Raw genomic sequence first — 22,510 nt, 5'->3', positions numbered from 1 at the left:
AGCGCGGGTGCCGGACGGGTGGGCGGACGCGGGCACGGCGCCGCCGGCGGAGCGGGTCGCCGGGCTGGTCGCCGCCGGCGGGCGCGTGCTGGTCACGCTGGAGACGGACGCGCGGGAGCCCGATCCCGGGCTGCTGGCCGCGGCGTCCGTCTACGCGTGGCTGGGGGCGCGGGGGCTGCGCGTCCCCGCGTCGCAGGCCGCCGCGGTGCGCGACGTCCTGGACATGGTGGCCTCCATCCGGGGGAGCGGCCCCCGGCGGAGGCCAGGCGCGGGCTGGCCTAGACGTGCTCGGTCAGCCGCGGATCTTCTCCCACGGGCCGGTGATGGCGAACGTCACGCCGGGGCCGCTCTGCCGGTTGGCGTAGAGGGTGCGGCCGTCCGGGGAGAACGTCACGCCGCAGAACTCGCTGCCGTTGGCGGCGTTGCGGGCGAACGCGAAGGGCTTGTTGTCCTTCGTGGTGCCGACGAGGTGCTGCTCGCCGTCACCGTCCTCGGCGATGATCACGCCGCCGCCGTAGGGGGAGACGGTGATGTTGTCCGGGCTGTCGAACCGGCTGCCCGTCTTGAAGATGAGCTGCAGCTCGAACTCGTTCTTCTGCGGGTCGTAGGTCCACACCTGGCCCTGGTTGTCGCGGGCGGCGCCGTCGCGCTTGCGCGCGAAGCTGGCCGCGAACCACACCTTGCCGTGCCCCCACCAGCAGCCCTCGAGCTTCTGCGTGCGGGTGATCTCGTCGCCGAACTGCTCGCGGATCGAGGTCTGCGTGGCGTACTTGTCCGGGATCGCCTTCCAGCGGGCGTGCAGCTTCGTGCCGGGCTCGTCGATGAGCGACAGGTCCGGGACGTCGCGGACGTACCCGACCTCGAGCCGCCCGCCCTGCATGTACGCGTGGTAGTCGCCGCGGTGGGCGCGGGGACGGAACCGGTAGAACATGCCGAACGGGCCCGACGCGTCCTCGGTCAGGTACGCGGTGAGGGTGTGCGGGTCGACGCAGACGGCCTCGTGCGCGAACCGGCCCATCTCCTTCAGCGGCTCCGGCTTGGTGCGGCGGCCCCACGGGTCGACCTCGAACACCCAGCCGTGCGACTTGGTCTCGCCGCTGAAGCCCTCGGTCTCCTCGCAGGTCAGCCAGGTGCCCCACGGGGTGACGCCGCCCGCGCAGTTCGTGGACGTCCCGGCCAGGCTGATGTACTGGGACCGCAGCTCGTCGCCGCCCCGCACCGTCAGCGTGGTGGTGCCGCCGAACGCCGCGGGGTCGTACCACAGCTCCTCGTCCGCGACGGGCTTGATGCCGCTGCTGGTCTGCTCGTGGTTGCGGACGAGCAGCAGCTCGTTGCCGTTGCCGGTCTGGAACGTCCCCATGGCGTCGTGGCGCCCGGGAACCCTGACTCCTTCGGCGATGGTGTCGCCCTCGACCGACAGCTCCTTGTAGGTGAAACCCTCGGGAAGGTCCAGGACGCCCTTCGGGTCCGGGACGAGCGGGCCGTAACCGTGGGCCTCGCCGGTGTCGGCGACCGCGGAGGTCTGGAAGATGGCATCGAGGCTGCCGGCCATCGCGATGGACATCGCGCCGACGGCGCCGCCCTTCATCACTCCACGACGGGTGACGGACATGAACGCTCCTTAGTGGGGGATCGCGTGCTGGGGGATCACGCGGGAGCCTTCTCCGCCATGCTGAATCGGGAGTGAACGAGCGGGCGCGGGGCGGCAAACCCCCAGGACACAGTTGATCTCTTGACGACCTCAGGGCCCGTTCGACCCCGGCGGCTCACCGAGCGTCACCCGTAGCTGCCGCTCCGTCCCGTCCGGCTCGCCCGCCCGGTTCGCGGATCCCCACCGTGCCGGCCCGCCCCGGCGCCGCCGCCCGCGGGCGGCTCCGCGGCCGCGCCCGCGGGCCGACCGCTCCTACAGCTCGGCCTCGGCGTAGTCCTCCGGGGTGGCCTCGATCCGTACCTGGGAACGTTCGAGCAGGTCGAAGGCCTCGGGGACGGTCCCGGCCCAGCTGACCGCGTCGAACGCCTTCGGACGGGTGAAGCCGTGTTCCGCGAGGCCCTTCATCAGCTCGCGCAGCGGCTCGTAGACGCCGACGGGGTCGAGGATGACGATGGGCTTGTCGTGCATGCCGAGGGTGCGGGCCGTCCAGATCTCGAACAGCTCCTCGAGCGTCCCGATGCCGCCCGGCAGGACGAGGAACGCGTCGCTGCGGCGGTCCATCTCGCCCTTGCGGGCGCGCATGTCGGGGGTGACGATCAGCTCGTCGTTGTCCTCGTCGGCGACCTCCAGGTCGACGAGGTTCTCGGGGATGACGCCGACGCTGCGGGCGCCGCCGGCGCGGGCCGCGCGCGCCACGGCGCCCATGCACGACACCTGGGCGCCGCCGCTGACCAGGCTGTGGCCGCGCCGCGCCAGCTCGGCGCCGGCCTCGGCCGCCAGGTCGAGGAAACGGGGGTCGATCTTGCTGCTGGACGCGCAGAACACGCAGACCGCGAGGGAGTCGCTCACGTGCCGTCCACTCCCCGCTCCGCGGCCTCGTCCACCGCCGCCTGCTCCTGCAGCAGCCGCTCCTGCTCGATGTGCGCGTCCACGACCACCTTGACGACCTCGTCGGGGTCGTCGGTGAGGTGGATGAGGTCGAGGTCCTGGGGGAGATCTTCGCGGACGGCAGCATCGTGGCGCGGATCCAGTCGAGGAGGCCGCCCCAGAACTCGGTGCCGACGAGGACGATCGGGAAGCGGGTGATCTTCTTGGTCTGGACGAGCGTGATCGCCTCGAACAGCTCGTCGAGCGTGCCGAACCCGCCCGGGAGGACGACGAACGCCTGCGAGTACTTCACGAACATCGTCTTGCGGACGAAGAAGTACCGGAACTCCAGGCCGATGTCGACGTGGTCGTTCAGCTTCTGCTCGAAGGGCAGCTCGATGCCGAGCCCGACCGACAGTCCGCCGTTCTCGTCGCAGCCCTTGTTGGCCGCCTCCATGATCCCCGGTCCGCCCCCGGTGATCACCGCGTACCCGGCGTCGTGCAGCCGGGCGCCGATGTCGACGGCCATGTCGTACTCGGGCGTCCCCGGCTTCGTGCGGGCGCTGCCGAAGACGCTGACCGCCTTCGGCAGTTCCGCCAGCAGCCCGAAGCCCTCCACGAACTCCGCCTGGATGCGCAGCACCCGCCACGGGTCGGCGTGCACCCAGTCGGCCGGGCCGCGCGCGTCGAGCAGCCGCTGGTCGGTGGTCGTCGGCGGGACGGCGCGCCCGCGCAGCATGGCGGGCCCCTGCCGCCGGGATCGGCGCGTGTCTTCGGATGTCATTGCCCCACCGTAACGGCGCGCCGGGCCCGTCCACCTCCCCGTTTCCGCGTTCGGCGGACCTTCACCGGGAAGTGACGGGGCATGCGGGCGTGACCGTTCAGGCGGTCAGCCAGGCGCGCATCCGGTGCTCGCAGTCGCCGATCAGCGGGATCTCGACGTACTCGTCCTTGGTGTGCGCGAGCGTCGGCTCCCCCGGCCCGTAGTTGACGGCCGGAACGCCGAGTTCCGCGAACCGCGCGACGTCCGTCCAGCCGAGCTTGGCCCGCACCTCCGCGCCCGCCGCCCGGACGAACGCGTCCGCCGCCGGGTGCGTCAGGCCGGGGCGCGCGGCGGGCGACGCGTCCGTGACCTTCACCGCGAAGCCGTCGAAGATTCGCCGGAGGTACCGTTCCGCCTCATCGAGCGACTTGTCGGGCGCGAACCGGTAGTTCACGGTGACGACGCACTCGTCCGGGATCACGTTCCCCGCGACGCCGCCCCGGACGAACACCGCGTTCAGCCCCTCGTGGTACTCGAGCCCGTCCACGACCGGACGCGTCGGCTCGTACGCGCGCAGGACGTCCAGGATGCGTCCGGCGGAGTGGATCGCGTTGGACCCCATCCAAGCGCGCGCGCTGTGGGCCCTCTCCCCCGTGGCCGTGACCTCCACCCGGATGGTGCCCTGGCACCCGCCCTCGATGAGCGCGCCCGTCGGCTCCATCAGGACGGCGAAGTCACCGGCGAGCAGTTCGGGACGTTCGGCGGCGAGCCGCCGCAGCCCGTTGCGCTCCGCCTCGATCTCCTCGCACTCGTAGAACACGAACGTGACGTCCCGCGTCGGCTCCGGCACGGTCGCCGCGAGCCGGAGCGCCACCGCGACACCGCTCTTCATGTCGGTCGTGCCGCACCCGTACAGCCGGTCGCCCTCGACGCGCGACGGCAGGTTCCCGTTCAGCGGCACGGTGTCGAGATGCCCGGCCAGGACGACCCGTTCCGCATGCCCGAGCTCCGTGCGGGCGACGACGTTGTGCCCGGTCCGCTCGACCGCGAGGTGCGGCAGCGCCCGCAGCGCTTCCTCGACCGCGTCCGCGAGCGGCCCCTCCGCACCGCTCACCGACTCGATGTCGACGATCGCCGCCGTCAGGTCCGTCACGTCCGAGAACAGATCAAGCCGCATGAGCGACAAGCGTACGCGGCATAGGATCATCGTCGTGGAGACGCCCATCGAGGTGCAGTGGTCGGCCCCCGCCGACGAACCGCACATGCGCGACCTTCTGCACGCCGCCGAACGCACCCGCTACGACCGCTTCCTCCGTCCCGAGGACAAGGCCCGGTTCGTGACCGGCCGCTTCCTCGCCCGCACCGCGCTCGCCGCCCGCACCGGCCTGTCCCCGGACGCGATCGCGTTCACCACCGAGTGCCCGCACTGCGGCGCCGACCACGGCAAGCCCCGGCTCCCCGGACACGACGTCGACTTCTCGCTCTCGCACTCCGGCGACCGCGTCGTGCTCGCCGTCGCCGAGGGCGTCCGGATCGGCGTGGACGTCGAGCGGGAGAGCGACCGCGACATCGACCGGCTCGCGGAGATGGTGCTGGCCGCACCGGAGCGGGAGGACTTCGCGGCCCTCCCCCTCGAGGAGCGGCGCCGCGCCTTCCACGTCTACTGGAGCCGCAAGGAGGCCGTCCTGAAGGCCACCGGGCACGGCCTGGCGGCCCCCATGACCGACCTGCGCCTCTCCGCGCCCGGCACGGCCCCCGAGGTCCTGTCCTGGGAGGGAGACGCGGCGGTGGCGCCCGTCCGGCTGGCCGACCTGACCCCGGGCGCCGGCTACGCCGCCGCCCTGGCCGTCCTCACCGCCGCCCCGCTGAAGGTCACCGAGAACCCCGGCCCCTGACGTTGATCGGCCTCCCCGTTCCCTGGAGGCGTTCGAGGAACGGGGAGTATCCGGGTGGTTCAGCCGAGGCCGTGGTCGCGGAGGATGTCGTTCAGTTCCGCCTTGTCGTGCCGCTGGCCCTCTTCGAGCCGCTTGAGGATGAGCACGGCGGGCAGGCCGTACGTGCCGCCCTTGAACTCCTTGGTGCGGGTGCCGCCGACGGCGACGCACCAGTCGGGGATGCGGCCGCGGCTGATCTCCTCGCCGGTCTCGACGTCGATGACGGGCATGGACGCCGACAGGTTCGTGCCCGAGCCCACGACCGCGCCCTTGCCGACGCGGGCACCCTCGACGATCATCGAGCGGCTGCCGATCATGGCCTCGTCCTCGACGATGACGGGCTTGGCGTTCGGCGGCTCCAGCACGCCGCCGATGCCGACACCGCCGGACAGGTGCACGTTCTTGCCGATCTGCGCGCACGACCCGACGGTCGCCCAGGTGTCGACCATGGTGCCGGAGTCGACGTAGGCGCCGAAGTTGGTGAAGGACGGCATCAGGACGACGCCCGGCGCGAGGTAGGCGCCCCACCGGGCGATCGCGCCCGGCACGACCCGGACGCCGTCGAGGCGGCTCTTGAGCGGGATGCGGTCGTGGTACTGGAAGTCGCCGACCTGCGAACGCACCATGCCGAGCACCTTGAAGCTGAGCAGGATCGACCGCTTCGCCCGTTCGTCCACGACGACCTCGTCGGTCGCGGGGTCGATGAAGGCGACGCGGGCCTCCCCGGCGTCGAGCTGGTCGACGGCCGCGGTGATCGCGGCGCGCGCGTCGGCGTCGTCCGGCGTGAGGTCGGCGCGCCGCTCCCACAAGTCGTCGATGACGTGGGAGATCGGGCTGGTGAACGTTTCGGTCATGTTGACTGAGCTTACTGGTGGCCGGTTCCCGGTACGGTCTTCGCGTGGCTGTATGGGCGAGGTCGAAGTCGCGGCCGGAGCAGGGGCCGGAGCGTGGTGCGCCCCGGCGCCGTAAGCGCTGGGCGATCATCACGTCCGTCTTCGTCGTGCTGCTCGGCGTCGGCGGGTACGCGACGTACCAGTGGACGCGCCCGTACCTGCACGGGACGGGCTGCGAGGTGGGCGCCGGCGCGGGGAAGATGTCGCTGAGCCTGGAGCAGGGCGCGAACTCGGCCACGATCGCGGCGGTGGCGTTCCGCAAGGAGTTGCCGGAGCGGGCCGTGGTGATCGCGTACGCGACCGCGATCCAGGAGTCGCACCTGCGCAACCTCGCGGGCGGCGACCGCGACTCGGTGGGCATGTTCCAGCAGCGCCCCTCGCAGGGCTGGGGCACCCCGGAGCAGCTCCGCGACCCGGTCGTGTCGACGAGCAAGTTCTTCGACGGGCTCGTCCAGGTCAAGGACTACCTCGACAAGGACCTGCACGTCTCCGCGCAGGCGGTGCAGCGCAGCGCCGACGGCGAGCTGTACGCCCAGCACGAGCCGGACGGCGAGCTGCTGGCGGCGGCGTTCACCGGTCGGGAGCCGGCCGCGGCGCGCTGCTGGTTCCCGCCGGACCAGCGGACCGAGCCGCGCCGCGCCGAGGCGGTCCGCGAGATGCGGCGGGCGTTCGGCGGCGGCCTGAAGGTGGACGGCCCGCGCGCCGCGGGCGGCGGCGCGGCGGCACCACCGGACCCGGCCGCCCGGTGGACGGCGGTGCTGGTGCCGGGCGAGCGGATGGGCTGGGCGGTCGCCGCGTGGGCGGTGACGCACGCGCACGCGTACGGGCTGACCGAGGTGCGGCACGCGGGCGAGGTCTGGCGCGCCGACGCGGGCCACGACGGCTGGACGCCCGACCCGAAGGCCCCGAAGGACCGCGTGATCATCGGCTGACCGCGCCCCGAACCACCGCGCGGCGTCTCCAGGTCACCGGCCGCACCGGGGCGGGCATCACGCTCGGTCGCCGGGGCGGCGCGGTGCGTGCATGGCGCGGCGCTGCGCGGGAAGCGTGTCCGCATGGACATCCCGCGGACCCTGGTGCTGACCGGGCACTTCCCCCCGGAGCCCGGCGGGGTGCAGACGTTCACGTGGGAGCTGGCGCGGCGGTTGCCCGCCGACCGGCTGCTCGTGGTGGCGCCCGCGTGGCGGGGGGCCGCGGAGTTCGACGCGGCGCTGCCGTTCCCGGTCGTCCGGCGGCGCGGCTACCTGCTGTTCCGCGGGCTGCGCCGGCTCGTCGCGCGGCACCGGATCGAGGCCGGGTGGATTCCCGCCGCCGCCCCGTTCGCGATGTACGCGCCGCTCGTCCGGGCGGCGGGGGTGCGGCGGCTGATCGGGTCGACGCACGGGCAGGAGCTGGGCTGGTTCCGGGCCGTGCCGACGCGGCGGGCGCTGCACGCGGTGGCCGGGTCGTTCGACGCGCTCACGCACCTGTGCGCGTCCACGCTGCCCGAGCTGGAGGACGCGCTGGGCGACCGCACCCGGCTCGTGCGGCTCGCGGGGGCCGTGGACACCGACCGGTTCCGGCCGGGCCTGGACGGCGCGGAGATCCGGCGGCGGCACGCGCTCGGGTCCGGTCCCGTCGTGCTCAGCGTCGCGCGGCTCGTCCGCCGCAAGGGCCACGACATGCTGATCAGGGCGTGGGCGGACGTGCTGCGGCGGTACCCGGACGCGCGGCTCGTCATCGTCGGGGACGGTCCGATGCGGCGGCGCCTCACCGAACTCGGGGACCGGACGGCGCCCGGCGCCGTCACCGTCACCGGCCCCGTCTCCGACGCCGACCTGCCGCTCTACTACGCGGCCGCCGACGTGTTCGCGCTCCCGTGCCGGGACAACCGTCGCGGGCTCCAGGTCGAGGGGCTCGGGCTGTCGACGCTGGAGGCGTCCGCGTCCGGGCTCCCGGTGATCGTCGGCCGGTCGGGCGGCAGCCCCGAGTCCCTCGTGGACGGGCGGACGGGCCTGCTCGTCGACGCGTCCGGCCCCGACGAGCCGGCGCTCGCCCTGCACCGGCTGCTGGCCGATCCCGGACGGGCCCGCGCGATGGGCGCCGCGGGGCGCCGCTGGACCCGCGACACCTGGAGCTGGGACGGCGCCGCCGCGCGCCTCGCCGCCCTGCTGCGCGGATCCGCCCCGGACGCGCATGATGCGAAGGGGCGCCACGGACCGGGGACGGAGCCCGCATGGGACTCAAGGATCGGCTGAACCGCCGGGACTTCCGGCTGCTCATCGTCGGGCAGGCCGTCTCGTCCTTCGGCGACTGGATGGGCACCCTCGCGCTGATGTACTTCGTCCTGGAGATCTCCGGCTCCACGACGGCCGTCGGCGGCGTGCTGGTGCTGCGCCTGCTGCCGTCGGCGCTGGGCGCCCCGCTCGCCGCCCGGGTGGTGACCCGGTGGCGGCGCCGCAGCGTGATGCTCAAGTCCGACCTGATCAGGGCGGGGATGGCGGTGACGCTGCCGCTGCTGCCGTTCCTGTGGTGGGTGTACTTCTGGGCGTTCCTCATCGAGGTCGTGGGCCTGATCTTCCTGCCCGCCCGGGACGCCGCCGTGCCGTTCCTCATCGAGGACGACGAGGACGAGCACGACACGAGCACGCTGGAGGTCGCGAACGGCATCACGATGGCGACCTCGTACGGCATGATCCCGGTCGGCGCGGGCGCGTTCGGGCTGATCCTGTGGGCGTCGAACCAGGCGGGCTGGGAGGGGCACTGGCGGTACGTGGTGGTGTTCTGGCTGAACGCGCTGACCTACCTGGTGTCCTACGTGGCCGTCCGCGCCATCCCCGACCTCGGCCCCGGCCCGCACGAGCGGCGCGCGGCCGAGAAGGAGACCGAGACGCAGCGGGGGTTCTTCGCGGCGCTGCGGCTGCCGACCGTGCGGGGCGTGATCCCGGCCGTCGCCGTCATCGCCCTCGGCCTCGGCGCGCTGTTCTCGCTCGGTGTCGTGTTCGTCCGCAACGTCCTGGGGGCGGGCGCGGTCGGGTTCGGCGCGCTGGTGGTGCTGTTCGGGGTCGGCGCCCTGATCGGGCTCCTGCTCGTCCACCGCAAGGGCTGGGACCTGCTGTCGCAGATCCGGACCGGGACGGTCGTGCAGGGCGTGGTGATCGCGCTGATGGGCGGGCTCGCGTCGCCGGCCTGGTCGTTCATCGGGGCGGTCCTGTTCGGCGCCGGGGCGACGAGCGCGCTCGTCGGCGGCATCACCTACCTGCAGGAACGCCTCGGCGGCGGGGACCGCAACCTCGCGCTCACCGCCTTCCACGCCACGCTGCGGTTCGGGCTCGCGCTCGCGGCGCTGCTGTCGGGCGCGGCGGCCGACCTGCTGGACGGCGCGGACGCCACGCCGTTCGGGATGGCCCCGGCCCAGTTCGTCCTGACGATGTCGGGGCTGGTGGTGCTCGCGGGCACCCTCCTGGTCCGCGAGCCCAGGGGCGCCCGTTAGGCGGTCCGGGCGCCGCGGCCGGTGGGGTGGCCGCCCTCCAGCGCGGGACGTCCGCAGTGCGTGCAGACGACCTGGGGTTCGAGGCGCTCGCCGCAGGTGTGGATCCAGCGGACCGGCGGATCGTCGGGGTTGAGGTGCCGGTCGCCCCATTTCATCAGGACCGACAGGACGTCGCTCAGCTCCCAGCCCTTGGACGTCAGGCGGTACTCGTAGCGGACGGGGCGGGAGCTGTAGGGCTCCCGCCGCACGATGCCCGCGTCCTCCAGCTTGCGGAGGCGGGTCGTCAGGATGTCGCGGGCGGCGCCGGTGTTGCGGACGATCCCGTCGAACCGCCGCACGCCGTACACCAGCTCGCGGATGACCAGCAGCGTCCAGCGCTCGCCGACGACCTGCAGCGCGTCGGCGACCGAGCATTCCCGAGGGACGGCGTCCTTGCCCATCACTCCAGCTTAGGCGGGTCGGTTGGGTTTTCCGACCGGTTCGGGCCGCCCGTGCGCCACCGTGGAGTGCGGACGGCCCGAACCGGGGTGCGGGGGGCGGGTCAGAGACGCTCGATGATCACGGCGTTGGCCAGGCCGCCCGCCTCGCACATCGTCTGCAGGCCGTAGCGGGCGCCGCGGTCCTCCAGGGCGTGCACGAGGGTCGTCATCAGGCGGGCGCCGCTGGCGCCGAGGGGGTGCCCGAGGGCGATGGCGCCGCCCCGGACGTTGACCTTCTCCAGGTCGGCGCCGGTGTCGTGCCGCCACGCGAGCACGACGGGCGCGAACGCCTCGTTCACCTCGAACAGGTCGATGTCGTCGATGGACAGCCCGGCGCGGGCGAGGACCTTCTCGGTCGCGGGGATGATCGCGGTCAGCATGAGCAGCGGGTCGGCGCCGGCGACCGAGAAGGAGTGGAAGCGGGCGCGCGGGCGCAGCCCGAGCTTGCGTGCCGTCTCGGAGGTCATGATGAGCAGGGCGGCGGCGCCGTCGTTGACCGGCGAGGCGTTCCCGGCGGTGATGCTCCAGCCGATCTCGGGGAACCGCTCGGCGTAGTCGTCGCGGTAGTAGGCGGGCTTCAGCCCCGACAGCACCTCCATGGACGTGCCCGGCCGGACGGACTCGTCCCGCATCCCCGTCCAGGCGACCTCCCGGTCGAACTCGCCGGCGTCCCACGCGGCGGACGCGCGCGCGTGCGACCGCACGGCGAACTCGTCCAGGTCGGCGCGCGTCAGCTTCCAGCGGGAAGTGATCAGCTCTGCGCTGATGCCCTGCCCGACCAGCCCGTCCGGGTAGCGGGCGGCCATCTGCGGCCCGAACGGGTCGCTGCCGGGCAGCACGCTCGACCCCATCGGGACGCGCGACATCGACTCGACGCCGCACGCGATCGCGACGTCGTACGCGCCGCTGATCACGCCCTGGGCGGCGAAGTGCGCGGCCTGCTGGGACGAGCCGCACTGCCGGTCCACCGTCGTGGCGGGCACGCTCTCGGGGAACCCGGCGGCGAGGACGGCGGACCGGGTGGCGTTGACCGCCTGGTCGCCCACCTGGCTGACGATGCCGCCGACGACGTCGTCCACCGTCGCCGGATCGATGCCGGACCGCTCGATCAGGCTCTGCAGCGTGCGGGCCAGCAGGTCCACCGAGTGCTCACCGTGCAGCGCACCGCCCGGTTTGCCCTTTCCGACCGGGGTACGGACGGCTTCGACGATCACCGCGTCTCGCATGACAACCTCCTCGGGATGAGCTTTCGCTTGGGGGGAACGTGGGTCAGCGCGGGCGCGCGCGGGGGATGAACAGGCATGCCGCCGCCGCGGCGGCCGTCGCGGCGATCGTCAGCACCCAGCCGGCGTCGAAGTCGGCGGCGGAGCGCGCGGCCTCGCCGCCGCCCAGCACGGCGATCAGCGCGGCGACGCCGACGACCGTCCCGACCTGGCGGGCCATGGTCACGACGGCCGAGCCGGTGGAGAAGCTCTGCGGCGGCAGCGCGGCGACGGCCGCGCCGATCAGCGTGGGCAGCGTCAGGCCGACCCCGACGCCGGTGAGCAGCATGCCGGGCAGCATGCCGAGGAGGTAGCCGTCGGCCATCCGCCAGATCCACCAGGCGATGCCGGCGGCGAACACCGCGCAGCCCGCGAGGGCGAGCGGCCCGGCGCCGATCTTGCGGGCGAGGGGCGCGCCGCCGATCGCGAGCGCCGGGACCATGAGCGGGCCGGGGGTGATGGCCAGGCCGGTGCGCAGCGCCGACCACTGCCAGACGTCCTGGCACCACAGCACGCAGGACAGCAGCATCGCCGCGAACGCGACCGCGAACAGGATGTTGGCGAGCGAGGCGGGACTGAACGCGGGGGCGCGCAGCACGTCCAGCGGGAGCACCGGCGCGGGGTGCCGCGCGGACCGCAGGACGAACCCGGCGAGAACCACGACCGCCGCGGCCAGCACCCCGATGACCTGCACCGACGCCCAGCCCCACGCCTCGCTGCGGACGACGCCGAGGGCGAGGAGCGCGATCCCGGCCGTGAGCAGGGCGGCGCCGAGCAGGTCGGGTCGCCGCGCGTCCGGGCGGGCGGGCGCGCCGGGCAGCAGCCGCGCCCCGGCGATGATCGCGGCGGCGCCGATCGGCACGTTGACGAGGAACACCCATCGCCAGTCGAGCTCGGTGAGCAGCCCGCCGATGACGGGGCCGAGCGCGGCGGCGAGGCCGCTGATCGCCGTCCAGCCCCGGACGGCGGCCATGCGCCGTTCCGGGGGCGCCGCCGCGAGCAGCAGCCCCAGTGACGAGGGGATGAGCGCCGCCGCGCCCGCCGCCTGCAGCACGCGCGCCGCCACCAGCCACCACACGCCGGGGGCCAGCGCGCACGCGACCGACGCGACGGTGAAGACCGCGATGCCGAGCAGGTAGGCGCGCTTGGCGCCGGCCCGGTCGGCGAGGCCGCCGGCGGGCACCAGCAGCGCCGCGAAGACGACGGCGTAGGCGTTCAGGATCCACGACAGGGACGCCAGCGAGGCGCCCGGGAAGTGGTCCCCGACCTGCGGCAGCGCCACGTTGACGATGAACAGGTCGAGGTTGGACATCGCGACCCCGGCCGCGACGATCGCGAAGACGGCGCCGAACGGCGCCGCCCGTCCCGGTCCGCCGCCGGGCCCGCGGCCCGGCTCGCCGGGCGCGACCGAGCTCGCGGTCTGCGCATCTGAGGGACTCACGGTTTCCTCCGGGGTTCGGCGGGCGGTTCGCGATGGTGACGCGACCGTAACAACGGTGAGTTGGAAAACACAACCCACCTGTTCGGAGACGCACATCACAGCGCCCCGGTGGCCCGGAGGGGTCTCCCCCGGGCCACCGGGGCGCCGAGCCCGGTGCGGTGCGCGTCCCGCCCGTCCGGGCTCAGTCCAGGAACTCCTCGAGGGCCTTGATGACGGCCTGCGGCTGCTCCTCGACGAGGTAGTTGCGGCTCCCCTCGATCTCGACGACGCGGACGTCGACGCCCTGCTGCGGGAGCTTCTCGCGCATGTACGCGTAGAAGGGGCCGTAGGCGAGCCCGAGGACGGGCACCGTGATCTTGTCGTAGGAGTAGAAGTCCGCGATGTCCTGCTGGTACGCCTGGAACCACTTCTTGCTGGCCCGGATCGCGTCCGCCGAGTCGTAGGCGCGCGCGTACACCTCGCGGTCCCGCTCCGGGATCGCCTCCGGGTCGATCAGGCTCAGCCCGAACATGTAGTCGATCATGTGCCGGTAGCGGCCCTCCAGCACGGCCTCCGGGAAGTCGGGCACCAGGTTGAAGCCCAGCCACCACCGGTACGGGCCGGGCTCGCCGGGCCGCGGCATGATCCGGAACTCGAGGTAGGACTCGTCGATGTGGGTGGTGTTGATCATGACGAGCCGGTCGCACGCCTCCGGATGGCACGCCGCGAACGCGAACGCGACCATGGAGCCGATCCCGTGCCCGGCGATCGCGACCCGCTCGTGGCCGAGATGCCGGCACAGCTCCAGCACGTCCCGCGCCATCGCCTTCTTCTCGTAGCCCGCCTCGGGACGGCTCGAACCGCCCATCCCGCGGATGTCGACGGCGATCACCCGGTGGCGCTCGGCCAGGGCCGGCATGACCTTGCGGTACTCCCACCAGGTCTCCGGCCAGCCCGGCAGCAGCACCAGCGGGGAGCCCGTCCCGCCGGCCACGTAGTGCAGCCGGACCCCGTTGACCTCGGCGTGCTCACTGGTGAATCCGGATCCGAGGGACGCCGCGAGTTCGGCGTCGCTCATCCCGTCCCTGATACCGGTCATCAGACTTCCTTCCACTGGGAGCGAGCAGAACGGTGACGTGCGTGCGGTGCGGTGCGGCGCGATGCGCTCACCCGGTGACGACCGGGAGCGTCGCGTGCCCCCGCTGCACGAGCTGGTCGCGGAACGTCGGGGTGCCGGCGAGCTCCAGGGCGGGGAACCGGCGCAGCAGCATCGGCACGACGGTCTCCGCCGACATCCGCGCCAGGGCGGCGCCGAGGCAGTAGTGCCCGCCGCCGCTGAGCGTGAGCGGCTGGTCCCCGGAGCGGGACGGGTCGAACACGGCTGGGTCGGGGAAGCGCCGCGGGTCCCGGTTCGCCGCGGCGATCAGCAGCGTCACCGGGGTGCCCTTGGCGATCTTCATGCCGAAGTAGTCCATGTCGTGGGCGGCGACCCGGTTGAGCGCCTGCACGGCCGGGTCGTAGCGGAGCGTCTCGTCCACGAAGCCGGGCGCCGCGGACGGGTCGTCGCGGAGCCGCGCCCCGTGCGCGGGATGCTCCAGCGCGAGCCGCACCATGTTGCTCAGCAGGTCCTGCGGCGCCTCGGTCGCGGCGACCGTGAGCAGCATGAGGTTGGCGATCAGCTCCTCCTCGGTGAGCTCGCCGCCCTCGTCCCGGGCGCGGACGAACGCGCTGGTCAGGTCCGTGCCGGGTGCGGCGCGCCGCTGCGCGACGAGTTCGGCGGTGTACTCGGCGAGCCGGTCCATGCCGCCGTCCCCGCGGTCGAGCTCGGACAGGTCGCCGATGGGGTCGAGCGCGGTGGTGATGTCGCCGATGATCCCGCGCATCCGCCTGCGGTCGTCCGCCGGGATGCCGAGCAGCTCGCCGATGACGTCCGCCGCGAACCGGAAGGAGAACTCGGGGACCAGGTCGACGGAGGCGCAGCCCGCGCCGAGCACGGCGACGTGCTCGACGGCCTCGGCCGCGAGCCGCTCCACCAGCGGCCGGTACGCCTCGACGCTGCGGGCGGCGAACGCGTTGCCGAAGAACCGCCGGTACCGCTCGTGGTCGGGGTCGTTGGCGAACAGCATGTTCCGGGTGAGCCACCGCCACGACGAGTGCTCCCGCCAGCCCGGCATCTTCCGGTCCTGGACGGCGGCGTCGGTGGACAGCATCGCGGGCTCGCGCAGCGCCCGCGCGCATTCGGCGTAGCCGGTGGCGAACACGTGCGCGCCGTTCAGGTCGACCAGCGGCCCGTGCGCGCGCATCTCCTCGTACAGCGGGTAGGGGTTCTGCTTTCCTTCGGGTGCCAGCAGCCGCAGCATCACGTCCGCGGGATCGGCGAGGGTCTGCACTGTGCTCACTCCCAGTCCATGGGGGCCATCACGAAGTCCTCCTTGCTCACGCCGCAATCGGGGCACGACCAGTCGTCGGGGATGTCGTCCCAGGACGTGCCGGGCGCGATGCCCTCCTCGGGCAGGCCCTCGTCCTCGCGGTAGACGAACCCGCAGACCAGGCACATCCACGCCCGTGCGCGGGCCGTCCCCGCCGCGGTCGTGTCGCCGCTCCTCACCGGATCACCTCCTCACCGGTGCTCGCGTGCCGGGTGACGAACGCCGCGACCCGGTCCCGCACGCCGGGGTCGAGCAGGATCCCGAAGTGCCCGCCCGGCGCGTCCTCCAGCCGGGCGCCGCGCAGGCCCGCCGCGACCTCCCTCGCCTCGGCGTACGGGACGACGTCGTCGTGCGGGTCGTGCAGCACCAGCGCGGGCAGGTCGAGCCCGCCGCCGAGGCCGACGACGTCCCAGTGGCCGACGGGCACGCCGTTGCGCCGCCGCAGCTCCCGGTAGATCTCCGCCACGACCGGCCGCCGCAGCCGCAGGTCCGACCGGGCCCAGCGCTCCAGGACGCCGGTCAGCGTGCAGGTCGGGGCGAGCAGCGCCAGGCAGCGGACGGGCGCGCCGGGCCGGGCGGCGAGCGCCCCCGCCGCGGCGATGGAGCCGAGCGAGTGCGCCACGACCGCGCGGACGTCGCCGAGCGCGTCCAGCACCGCCCCGGTCGCCCGGGTGAACTGCGTCATCGTGGCCTGCGAGCCGGCGGCGACGCCGTGCCCGGGCGCGTCGAACGTCGCGACCCGGTACCCGAGCGCCCGCAGCGGCGGGACGAGCGCCTGCATGCTGCTGCTGTCGATGCCCCAGCCGTGCACGAGGAGCGCGACCGGGCCGTCCTCGCCCCACACGTAGCCGCCGCGGACGTCCGGGTCGCCGTCCACCCGGAAGCGCCGGGCGCCCAGCGGGACGACGTCGTCGGGACGGAGCCCGAGCGCCCGCGTGGTGCTGAAGGCGTCGGTCGCGCGCCGCCCCGCCGCCGCCGGGGCGAGCGCGCCGAACGCCGCGTAGCCGAGGCGCCGGACGGGCAGCGGTGCGCGCGGGCCCGTCACGAGGCGGCCCGGACGGTCGCGGGCTCCCGCGGGCGCTCCCCGTCCCCGGGCGGGACCTGCGACTTGCCGAAGTCGGTGTAGAAGCCCGACTCGGTGTCGTAGAAGTGCAGGCGGCGGATGATCTGCCACAGGTGCCGCGCCTTCAGGTCCCGCTCGCGCACCATGCCCGGATACGCGCGCTTCAGCGCCTCCTGCGCCTTCGGCAGGTTGTAGAAGGGGACGGGAGGGGCGACGTGGTGCGCGGTGTGCACGGAGATGTTGTGCGTGAGGAACAGCAGCCAGCGCGGGTAGCGGTAGTCCGTCGTCAGCAGCAGCCGTCCCGCGTTCTTCGTCCAGTGCTCGGAGGTCAGGTAGGGGACGTCGGACGCGCTGTGGTGCATCAGCGTCGTCGCGCTGAACCACGCGTGGGTGGCCACCCACGGCGCGACGAAGTACAGCAGGAGGCCCTTGACCCCGGTGAAGTAGATCAGCGGCGGGAAGTAAAGGACGGACGCGACGGCCACGAACGCGATCGAGCGCCGCACCTCGCGCCGCATCTCCCGCTTCGGGAAGAACGACGGACGGAACCCCGACTCCCGCCAGTAGTTGATCGTCCCGCCCCAGAACGCCCAGGTTCGGGTGCCGTGGTAGATCAGCCTCTGCCGCAGCGGCATCCGCGCGTACATCGCGGCCGGCATCGGCTTCCAGTCGGTGTCCAGCTCGAGGTTGTTGGTGTTGGCGTGGTGCAGGTTGTGCACGTGCCGCCACGCGTGGAACGGGTAGATCAGCGGCAGCAGGGAGACGTGCCCGATCGCGACGTTGAGTTTGCGGGACCGCGAGAACGACCCGTGCCCGCAGTCGTGCGCGATGCAGTGCAGCCCCCAGCCGCCGAGGCCCGCGACGACGAGCAGCGGGAGGTACAGCAGCCAGTGCGGGGCGAACGCCATCGCGACGATCGCGCCGATGTACAGGCCCCAGCTGACGGCGAAGCCGAGCAGGCCGCGCCCCACGCGCGGGGTGAAGTACTCGCGCGGGATGGCCCCCGCGAGCCGCTCGTCCTTGATCTGGTCGGACTTGCGCAGGAAATCCTCGAACCGCTCTCCGGGGGCGGACGGGAAACTGAAGGCGGACATGGTCGCCGGTCTCCTTCCGCGCTCAGGCCCGCTCGGCCAGGTGCAGCTCGCTGGCGAGGTGGGCGCTCAGGTCGTCGATGGTCTGGTGCTCGTAGAGCAGGCCCGGGGACAGCCGCCGCTCGACGATCTTCTCCAGCGCGCCGGACACCTGGACCGCCACGCGGGAGTCCAGCCCGTAGGCCTCGAACGACTTGCCGGTGTCGATGTCGGCGGGCGCCGCGCCGACGCGTTCCGCCAGGTGCTCGATGAGCCAGGCGCGGAGCGACTCGGCGCTCAGCGGGCCGTCGAGCGGCCGCGCCTTCTTGGTGCGCTTGAACATGTTCGATCACTCTCCGTGAGACGTGCTGGACATGCGGGCTCAGGGACTTGAGGACATACGCGGTGTTCAGGAACGTGCGGGCTCAGGAACGTGCGGGCTCGGGATCGGGCGGGGTCAGGAGCGGGGGCCGCGGGCGCGGCGGGCGGCGATCGTGGCGGCGTCCGGCTGCCGCAAGGCCCGGACGACCCGGAGCCGGCCGAGGGCCGTCAGCACCCAGCCGCTGAGGTCGGGCTCCCAGGCCCGGACGGCGTGCCGGTAGGAACCGGGGAAGGCGTGGTGGTTGTTTTGCAGTCCCTCGCCGAAGGTGAAGACGGCGACGGGCCAGTTGTTGGCGCTGCGGTCGCCGTTGTCGAACGGGCGTCCGCCGATCATGTGGCTGAGGGACCCGACGCACCAGGCCGCCTGGTTCGCCACGAACATCCGGGCGAGGCCGCCGAAGACGAACCCGGTCAGCGCGGCCATGGCCGTCCCCTCGACGGCGAAGCCGATCAGGGCGGGCAGGGCCAGCCCGGCGACCATCCACAGCTGGTAGGTCCGGTGGTAGAAGAACAGCCGGCGGTCCCGCAGGACGTCGGGTGCCCAGAACCGCCAGCTCGAACTCTCGTCGCTGAGCATCCACGGCATGTGCGCCCACCACAGGCCCCGCAGCTTGGCCGCGAGCCCCTCCCCCGCCAGGTTCGGCGAGTGGGGATCGCCGTCCCGGTCGCTGAAACGGTGGTGGCGGCGGTGCGTGGTGACCCAGTACATGATGGGCCCCTGGCCGCCCATCGACCCGGCGATCATCAGCACGCCCTCGAAGAACCGGGACGTCTTGAACGCCTTGTGCGCGAGGTACCGGTGGAACCCGATCGTGATGCCGAACATGTGCACGAAGTACATCCCGGCGAACAGCCACAGGTCCGTCGCGGTGAACATGCCCTGCCACAGCAGGACGGCGGCGGCGGCCGTCCCGAGGCCGGGCAGCGTCATCATGGCGAACGCCGTGATCCACTTGATCCGGGCGCTGCCTCGGTCGAGCTTGACGATGGCCGCATCCGGCGGCGCGGTCAAGGTTGCCATGGAACTAGCTCCTCGGTTCGGCCCGGCTGCCCTGCCGGGGCCGGCGGACGTGGGAGACCAGGCGCAGGGCCTCCAGCAGGCTGATGAACGCCCCGGTGACGTCGAGCTGCCAGAACGTGTGCCGGTTGTGCGCCAGCGACGGCCGGGCGTGATGGTTGTTGTGCCACGACCCGCCGACCGACAGGGGTGCCAGCGCGGCGACGTTGCGGCTGTTGTCGCGCGTCCGGTGCGGGCGGCTCCCCAGCGTGTGGCCGATGCTGTTCACGCCCCAGGTGACCTGGTCGAGCAGGAAGATCCGGGCGAGCCCGCCCCACAGCAGCCCGCCGACGGCCCCGCTGACGCTCCAGGTCAGCAGGCCGCCGAGCGCGGCCGGGATCGCCAGCCCGAGCAGCACCCAGCCGAAGTACAGCTCGTTGATCCGCATGACCGTGCGGTCGCCGAGCAGGTCGGGGACGTGCTTGCTCCAGTTCCCGCGCCGGACGGTGAACAGCCAGCCGGCGTGCCCGTGCCACAGCCCGCGCAGCCGCGCGAGGCGCCCGCCGCCGATCGGCTTCGGGGAATGGGGGTCGCGGTCGGTGTCGGTGAAGGCGTGGTGGATGCGGTGCGTCGCCACCCAGAACACGATGGGCCCCTGCGCCGCCATGCTTCCCGCCACGCCCCACAGCGCGGTCACGGCGGGACGGGCGCTGAACGCCCGGTGCGAGAAGAACCGGTGCAGGCCGCCCTCCACGCCCAGCGCCGTCACCAGGTACATGCCGCCGAGCAGCAGGCCGTCCACGAGCGTGAACCCGTAGCGGAACGACCACAGCAGCGCGGCCACGAACCCGGCCGCGGGCACGCACACCGTGAGGTAGGCGAGGCGGCGCGCCTGGGCGTCGGTGTCGGGGCCCGTGCCCGCCCCGTCCGGCGATCCCGGGGGCGGGGCGGCGGAGGCGCCCCCGCGCGAGACGGCGTCCACGGTCATCGCGACACCGTCCCGACCGGCTCGTCCGCCGCCGCGGGCGCCGCCCGGTCGTCCGGGCCGGACCGGGCGGGCGCGAGCCGCTTGAGGGTGCCGCGCTCGTAGGCGATGCGGGCCGCGCCGCGCCGCACCTTCCCGCTCGTGGTCGTCGGCACCGTGCCGGGCGGGCCGAGGTGGACGCCCGACGGCCGCACCGCGTGCCCGGCGGTCACCGCGGCGATCACCGCCTCCCGGATCGCCGCGAGCTCCGCCGCGTCCCGGCGTCCCGCACGGCGCAGCTCGGCGACGACCACCAGCGACTCGGCGCCGCCGGACGGGCGCACCGGGAACGCGGCGGCGCGGCGCAGCTCGCCGTGCGCCGCCAGCGCGGACGTCTCGATGTCCTGCGGGTACAGGTTGCGGCCCGCGATGACGATCACGTCCTTGAGGCGGCCGGTCACGTAGAGCTCCCCGTCGCGCAGGAACCCGGTGTCGCCCGTGCGCAGGTAGTCGGCGTCCGCCACCGGGCCGCCGTCCGCGGGCGCGCCGCCGCCGTCCGCTCCGGCCGGGGACGCCGAGAACGTCTCGGCGGTCGGCACCGGCCGCCCGAAGTAGCCGGCCGCGACGTTGGGCCCGCGCACCCAGATCTCCCCGACCGTGCCGTCCGGCAGGGGCCGGCGGGTGCGCGCGTCGACGATCAGCGCCTCGTGCCCGTGCGCGACGGCCCCGCAGCTCACCACGTTCGCGACGGCTCCCGCTCCGGCCGGGGCGTCCTGCACGGTGCCGCGTTCCAGGGCCGCCTTGTCGAGGCGGAGGGTGCGCATCATCGTGCCGTCGGGCTTGCCGGAGACGAACAGCGTCGCCTCCGCCATCCCGTAGCAGGGGATCAGCGCGGACTCCCGGTAGCCGTGCCGGGCGAACCGGTCGCGGAACCGGTCGAGGGTCGCCTTCAGGACCGGTTCGGCACCGCAGTAGAGCTGCCGGAGGCTGCCCAGGTCCAGGCCGTCGAGCTCGTCGTCGGAGACGCCGTCGACGCACATGTCGAACGCGAAGTTCGGGGCGACGGAGATCGTGACGCCGTACTCGCTCACCGCGCGCAGCCACCGGACGGGCCGCTGCACGAAGTGGACGGGCGACATCATGACCAGCGGCCACCCGCCGTGCACCGCGAGCATGATGGTCCCCATCAGCCCCATGTCGTGGTACGGCGGCAGCCACGACAGCCCGATCCGGGCCGGGTCCGGGCCCATGTTCCGCTGCAGCACCTCGCAATTGCTGATCAGATTGTCATGGGTGAGGACAATTCCCTTGGGATCACCGGTGGATCCCGAGGTGTACTGCAGCAGGGCGGGGTCGGTGGATAGCGCGGGCAATTCCCCGGGGCCCGCCGCGGCGTCCGCGAAAAATGCGTCGTCCACGAATATCCAGCGCCGCGGGCGGCGGTCGGCGGGGAGCCGGCGCGCCAGCTCGGCCGCCTCGGCGGCCTGCCACGCGGACGCGATCACCGTGTCCGGCGCGCTGTCGGCGACGATCGCCAGGAACCGTTCCGCGGCCCGCCGGCCGGCGGGCGGGAAGGACGGGACGGCGGTCGCGCCGGCGGCGAGGATGCCGAAAAGCGAGGCCACGTAGTGCAAGCCGGGGTCCACGGCGAGCAGGACGCGCGTTCCCTCGGGCCGCGGGTTCCCCTCGGCGCGCGGGCCCGCCAGCTCGGCGGCCACCACGGCCGCGTTCCGTGCCAGGTCACCGTAGGTCCAGTCGACCGCCCCCTCCGGTGTCCCGTCCGCGAGGAACCGGAACGCGAGCCGGTCACCCTGTTCTCGTGCTCGTCGATGCAGTATTTCGGGCAATGGAATCGTGAAATGCTCCATTTACCGTCCCTGTCGAGAGATGGACGACAACGAGCAGGAGATTTCCACGGCGCCGAGCCGGAGGTCAATGTCGGGGAAGCGGCGGCGAGCAGATCTGTGTGCGGCGACCAAGCGGACCGGGGGAAAGTGTCGCGGCTGCACAACCCCGGCCCGCGGCCGTCCCGGCCGTCAGGACGTGCGCAGCAGCCGCAACTGGTGCGCCGAGCCCAGATGGGCGCCCTGCGGGTCCCAGGCGTCGATGGTCTCGTCGTTCCATCCGCTCACCCCGGCGCTCCGCGTGCGCGCGCGCAGCAGCACCCAGGGCGACGACGCGGACGCCAGGCCGTCGCCCGTCCGGACCGACATCTCCATCGTCGGGACCAGCCGCAGGTCCCCCAGGACGGCCGCGTAGGCGGGGGCGAGCGCGTCCATGAGCAGCATGAGGCGGTGGACGTCGGGGGCCTCGTCGTCCTCCAGCAGCCGGACCCACGCCGTCAGCTCCGGCTCCGCGCATCCCGCGTACGGGCGGTTGGCGCCGACCGGGCGGATCTCCCAGAACTCCGAGATCGGCACGAACTCCGGCGGGATGCGGAAGATCTCGCAGTCCCCCGGCGGCGGCGCGGCGGGCGCGGGCGGCGCCAGCACCGGGCCGCCGGCCGCGTACGGCCCGGCGAAGATCGCCGACGCGTCGACGTGCACGCCCTCGGCCGAAGCCGCCTCGGCCGCGACGGTCGTGACGCCGCCGGGCCGCAGCACCCGCGTCGTGACGGTGAACTCCCCGGCGAGCGCCCGGTGCAGCCGCGCGGACGCCCCGCGCAGCACCGCGTCCGGCGCGGCCCGGCGCTGCATCGCCGCGGTCAGCAGCGCCAGCGCCAGGCCGCCGTGCAGGCCGCCGAAGCCGAACAGCCGTCCGTCCGGGACCAGCGGCCCCTCGACCGGGGAACGCAGCAGCGCGCCGGGCGCGACGATCGCAGGAACCGTCATCGGCCCACCTCCAAAGTGAGTTGGATCAGCAAAC

The 22,510-nt window shown here is 73.5% G+C and carries 21 protein-coding genes and 1 pseudogene; 4 read left to right on the top strand and 18 right to left on the bottom strand.

The genetic code is table 11. The annotated features are described in order from the left end of the window. Positions 1-292: 292 nt before the first annotated feature. The 4 genes and pseudogenes from F7P10_RS31290 to dapE form a co-directional block, all read right to left on the bottom strand. Complete coding sequence (locus F7P10_RS31290) at positions 293-1,612, bottom strand: alkaline phosphatase PhoX (RefSeq protein ID WP_151014847.1); 1,320 nt, start codon at positions 1,610-1,612, stop codon at positions 293-295. A 291-nt stretch (positions 1,613-1,903) separates the two neighbouring features. Continuing rightward, positions 1,904-2,500: a TIGR00730 family Rossman fold protein gene (locus F7P10_RS31285; RefSeq protein ID WP_254716120.1), complete on the bottom strand. Its 597-nt coding sequence runs from the start codon at positions 2,498-2,500 to the stop codon at positions 1,904-1,906. Further along, a pseudogene (locus tag F7P10_RS31280) lies at positions 2,497-3,302 on the bottom strand (TIGR00730 family Rossman fold protein). The gene F7P10_RS31285 and the pseudogene F7P10_RS31280 overlap by 4 nt, the downstream one beginning before the upstream one ends. 97 nt (positions 3,303-3,399) lie before the next feature. Beyond that, positions 3,400-4,458 carry a succinyl-diaminopimelate desuccinylase gene (dapE, locus tag F7P10_RS31275; protein ID WP_151014844.1) on the bottom strand — a complete coding sequence of 353 codons (1,059 nt, stop codon included), beginning with the start codon at positions 4,456-4,458 and terminating at the stop codon, positions 3,400-3,402. On the opposite strand from dapE, the gene F7P10_RS31270 reads away from it, so the two are divergent. Continuing rightward, positions 4,457-5,176: a 4'-phosphopantetheinyl transferase superfamily protein gene (locus F7P10_RS31270; protein WP_254716119.1), complete on the top strand. Its 720-nt coding sequence runs from the start codon at positions 4,457-4,459 to the stop codon at positions 5,174-5,176. The genes dapE and F7P10_RS31270 overlap by 2 nt on opposite strands. Positions 5,177-5,235: 59 nt before the next feature. Here the strand turns inward: F7P10_RS31270 and F7P10_RS31265 are convergent, their stop codons facing one another. Then, on the bottom strand, positions 5,236-6,069 hold the full coding sequence (locus tag F7P10_RS31265; protein WP_151014841.1) for a 2,3,4,5-tetrahydropyridine-2,6-dicarboxylate N-succinyltransferase: 834 nt from the start codon (positions 6,067-6,069) through the stop codon (positions 5,236-5,238). Positions 6,070-6,113: 44 nt separating this feature from the next. On the opposite strand from F7P10_RS31265, the gene F7P10_RS31260 reads away from it, so the two are divergent. The 3 genes from F7P10_RS31260 (at position 6,114) to F7P10_RS31250 (ending at position 9,580) form a co-directional block, all read left to right on the top strand. Then, complete coding sequence (locus tag F7P10_RS31260; RefSeq protein WP_254716118.1) at positions 6,114-7,040, top strand: hypothetical protein; 927 nt, start codon at positions 6,114-6,116, stop codon at positions 7,038-7,040. Positions 7,041-7,163: 123 nt separating this feature from the next. Beyond that, positions 7,164-8,345: a glycosyltransferase family 4 protein gene (locus F7P10_RS31255; RefSeq protein ID WP_151014838.1), complete on the top strand. Its 1,182-nt coding sequence runs from the start codon at positions 7,164-7,166 to the stop codon at positions 8,343-8,345. Further along, positions 8,324-9,580 carry an MFS transporter gene (locus F7P10_RS31250; protein WP_151014835.1) on the top strand — a complete coding sequence of 419 codons (1,257 nt, stop codon included), beginning with the start codon at positions 8,324-8,326 and terminating at the stop codon, positions 9,578-9,580. Before F7P10_RS31255 ends, F7P10_RS31250 begins: the two co-directional genes overlap by 22 nt. On the opposite strand, the gene F7P10_RS31245 is transcribed toward F7P10_RS31250, so the two are convergent. From F7P10_RS31245 to F7P10_RS31185, 13 genes are all read right to left on the bottom strand, one after another. Continuing rightward, positions 9,577-10,020, bottom strand: coding sequence for a helix-turn-helix domain-containing protein (locus F7P10_RS31245; protein WP_151014832.1), 444 nt, complete (start codon positions 10,018-10,020; stop codon positions 9,577-9,579). The two genes, F7P10_RS31250 and F7P10_RS31245, sit on opposite strands and share 4 nt — an antisense overlap. Positions 10,021-10,121: 101 nt before the next feature. Beyond that, a complete protein-coding gene (locus tag F7P10_RS31240; RefSeq protein ID WP_151014829.1) occupies positions 10,122-11,285 on the bottom strand; it encodes a thiolase family protein in 1,164 nt (387 codons plus the stop codon). Between the two features lie 43 nt (positions 11,286-11,328). Beyond that, on the bottom strand, positions 11,329-12,762 hold the full coding sequence (locus tag F7P10_RS31235; protein WP_254716117.1) for an MFS transporter: 1,434 nt from the start codon (positions 12,760-12,762) through the stop codon (positions 11,329-11,331). Between the two features lie 181 nt (positions 12,763-12,943). After that, positions 12,944-13,840: an alpha/beta fold hydrolase gene (locus F7P10_RS31230; RefSeq protein ID WP_218040199.1), complete on the bottom strand. Its 897-nt coding sequence runs from the start codon at positions 13,838-13,840 to the stop codon at positions 12,944-12,946. Positions 13,841-13,907: 67 nt separating this feature from the next. Beyond that, positions 13,908-15,140 carry a cytochrome P450 gene (locus tag F7P10_RS31225; protein ID WP_151014823.1) on the bottom strand — a complete coding sequence of 411 codons (1,233 nt, stop codon included), beginning with the start codon at positions 15,138-15,140 and terminating at the stop codon, positions 13,908-13,910. Next, positions 15,137-15,298, bottom strand: coding sequence for a rubredoxin (locus F7P10_RS31220; protein WP_151018404.1), 162 nt, complete (start codon positions 15,296-15,298; stop codon positions 15,137-15,139). The genes F7P10_RS31225 and F7P10_RS31220 overlap by 4 nt, the downstream gene beginning before the upstream one ends. A gap of 47 nt (positions 15,299-15,345) precedes the next feature. Then, positions 15,346-16,215, bottom strand: coding sequence for an alpha/beta fold hydrolase (locus F7P10_RS31215; RefSeq protein ID WP_151014819.1), 870 nt, complete (start codon positions 16,213-16,215; stop codon positions 15,346-15,348). Beyond that, entirely contained in the window at positions 16,212-17,327 is a 1,116-nt protein-coding gene (locus F7P10_RS31210) for a fatty acid desaturase (protein WP_151014816.1), read from the bottom strand. The genes F7P10_RS31215 and F7P10_RS31210 overlap by 4 nt, the downstream gene beginning before the upstream one ends. 22 nt (positions 17,328-17,349) lie before the next feature. Further along, positions 17,350-17,646 (bottom strand): acyl carrier protein, encoded by a 297-nt coding sequence (locus F7P10_RS31205; protein WP_151014813.1) that lies wholly within the window; start codon positions 17,644-17,646, stop codon positions 17,350-17,352. Positions 17,647-17,760: 114 nt separating this feature from the next. After that, the gene (locus F7P10_RS31200; protein WP_151014810.1) at positions 17,761-18,705 is read right to left on the bottom strand and encodes an acyl-CoA desaturase; all 945 of its coding nucleotides are present in this window, start codon (positions 18,703-18,705) and stop codon (positions 17,761-17,763) included. Positions 18,706-18,709: 4 nt separating this feature from the next. Continuing rightward, a complete protein-coding gene (locus F7P10_RS31195; protein WP_151014807.1) occupies positions 18,710-19,669 on the bottom strand; it encodes an acyl-CoA desaturase in 960 nt (319 codons plus the stop codon). Further along, positions 19,666-21,513 carry a fatty acyl-AMP ligase gene (locus F7P10_RS31190; protein WP_151014804.1) on the bottom strand — a complete coding sequence of 616 codons (1,848 nt, stop codon included), beginning with the start codon at positions 21,511-21,513 and terminating at the stop codon, positions 19,666-19,668. The genes F7P10_RS31195 and F7P10_RS31190 overlap by 4 nt, the downstream gene beginning before the upstream one ends. A gap of 168 nt (positions 21,514-21,681) precedes the next feature. Then, complete coding sequence (locus tag F7P10_RS31185; RefSeq protein WP_151014802.1) at positions 21,682-22,476, bottom strand: acyl-CoA thioesterase domain-containing protein; 795 nt, start codon at positions 22,474-22,476, stop codon at positions 21,682-21,684. Positions 22,477-22,510 lie beyond the last annotated feature (34 nt).

Source organism: Actinomadura sp. WMMB 499, from assembly GCF_008824145.1.
Classification (GTDB): domain Bacteria; phylum Actinomycetota; class Actinomycetes; order Streptosporangiales; family Streptosporangiaceae; genus Spirillospora.
Note: the sequence above shows the minus strand (reverse complement) of the source record. Positions and strands in the feature narration are given on the sequence as shown.

Bases quoted from the DNA above. Each gene is read 5' to 3' on its own strand.
- F7P10_RS31185 (WP_151014802.1), bottom strand. From the start codon at position 22,476: ATGACGGTTCCTGCGATCGTCGCGCCCGGCGCGCTGCTGCGTTCCCCG.
- F7P10_RS31205 (WP_151014813.1), bottom strand. From the start codon at position 17,646: ATGTTCAAGCGCACCAAGAAGGCGCGGCCGCTCGACGGCCCGCTGAGC.
- dapE (WP_151014844.1), bottom strand. From the start codon at position 4,458: ATGCGGCTTGATCTGTTCTCGGACGTGACGGACCTGACGGCGGCGATC.
- F7P10_RS31255 (WP_151014838.1), top strand. From the start codon at position 7,164: ATGGACATCCCGCGGACCCTGGTGCTGACCGGGCACTTCCCCCCGGAG.
- F7P10_RS31200 (WP_151014810.1), bottom strand. From the start codon at position 18,705: ATGGCAACCTTGACCGCGCCGCCGGATGCGGCCATCGTCAAGCTCGAC.
- F7P10_RS31195 (WP_151014807.1), bottom strand. From the start codon at position 19,669: ATGACCGTGGACGCCGTCTCGCGCGGGGGCGCCTCCGCCGCCCCGCCC.
- F7P10_RS31210 (WP_151014816.1), bottom strand. From the start codon at position 17,327: ATGTCCGCCTTCAGTTTCCCGTCCGCCCCCGGAGAGCGGTTCGAGGAT.
- F7P10_RS31230 (WP_218040199.1), bottom strand. From the start codon at position 13,840: ATGACCGGTATCAGGGACGGGATGAGCGACGCCGAACTCGCGGCGTCC.
- F7P10_RS31240 (WP_151014829.1), bottom strand. From the start codon at position 11,285: ATGCGAGACGCGGTGATCGTCGAAGCCGTCCGTACCCCGGTCGGAAAG.
- F7P10_RS31220 (WP_151018404.1), bottom strand. From the start codon at position 15,298: ATGTGCCTGGTCTGCGGGTTCGTCTACCGCGAGGACGAGGGCCTGCCC.
- F7P10_RS31250 (WP_151014835.1), top strand. From the start codon at position 8,324: ATGGGACTCAAGGATCGGCTGAACCGCCGGGACTTCCGGCTGCTCATC.
- F7P10_RS31245 (WP_151014832.1), bottom strand. From the start codon at position 10,020: ATGGGCAAGGACGCCGTCCCTCGGGAATGCTCGGTCGCCGACGCGCTG.
- F7P10_RS31270 (WP_254716119.1), top strand. From the start codon at position 4,457: ATGAGCGACAAGCGTACGCGGCATAGGATCATCGTCGTGGAGACGCCC.
- F7P10_RS31265 (WP_151014841.1), bottom strand. From the start codon at position 6,069: ATGACCGAAACGTTCACCAGCCCGATCTCCCACGTCATCGACGACTTG.
- F7P10_RS31290 (WP_151014847.1), bottom strand. From the start codon at position 1,612: ATGTCCGTCACCCGTCGTGGAGTGATGAAGGGCGGCGCCGTCGGCGCG.
- F7P10_RS31190 (WP_151014804.1), bottom strand. From the start codon at position 21,513: ATGGAGCATTTCACGATTCCATTGCCCGAAATACTGCATCGACGAGCA.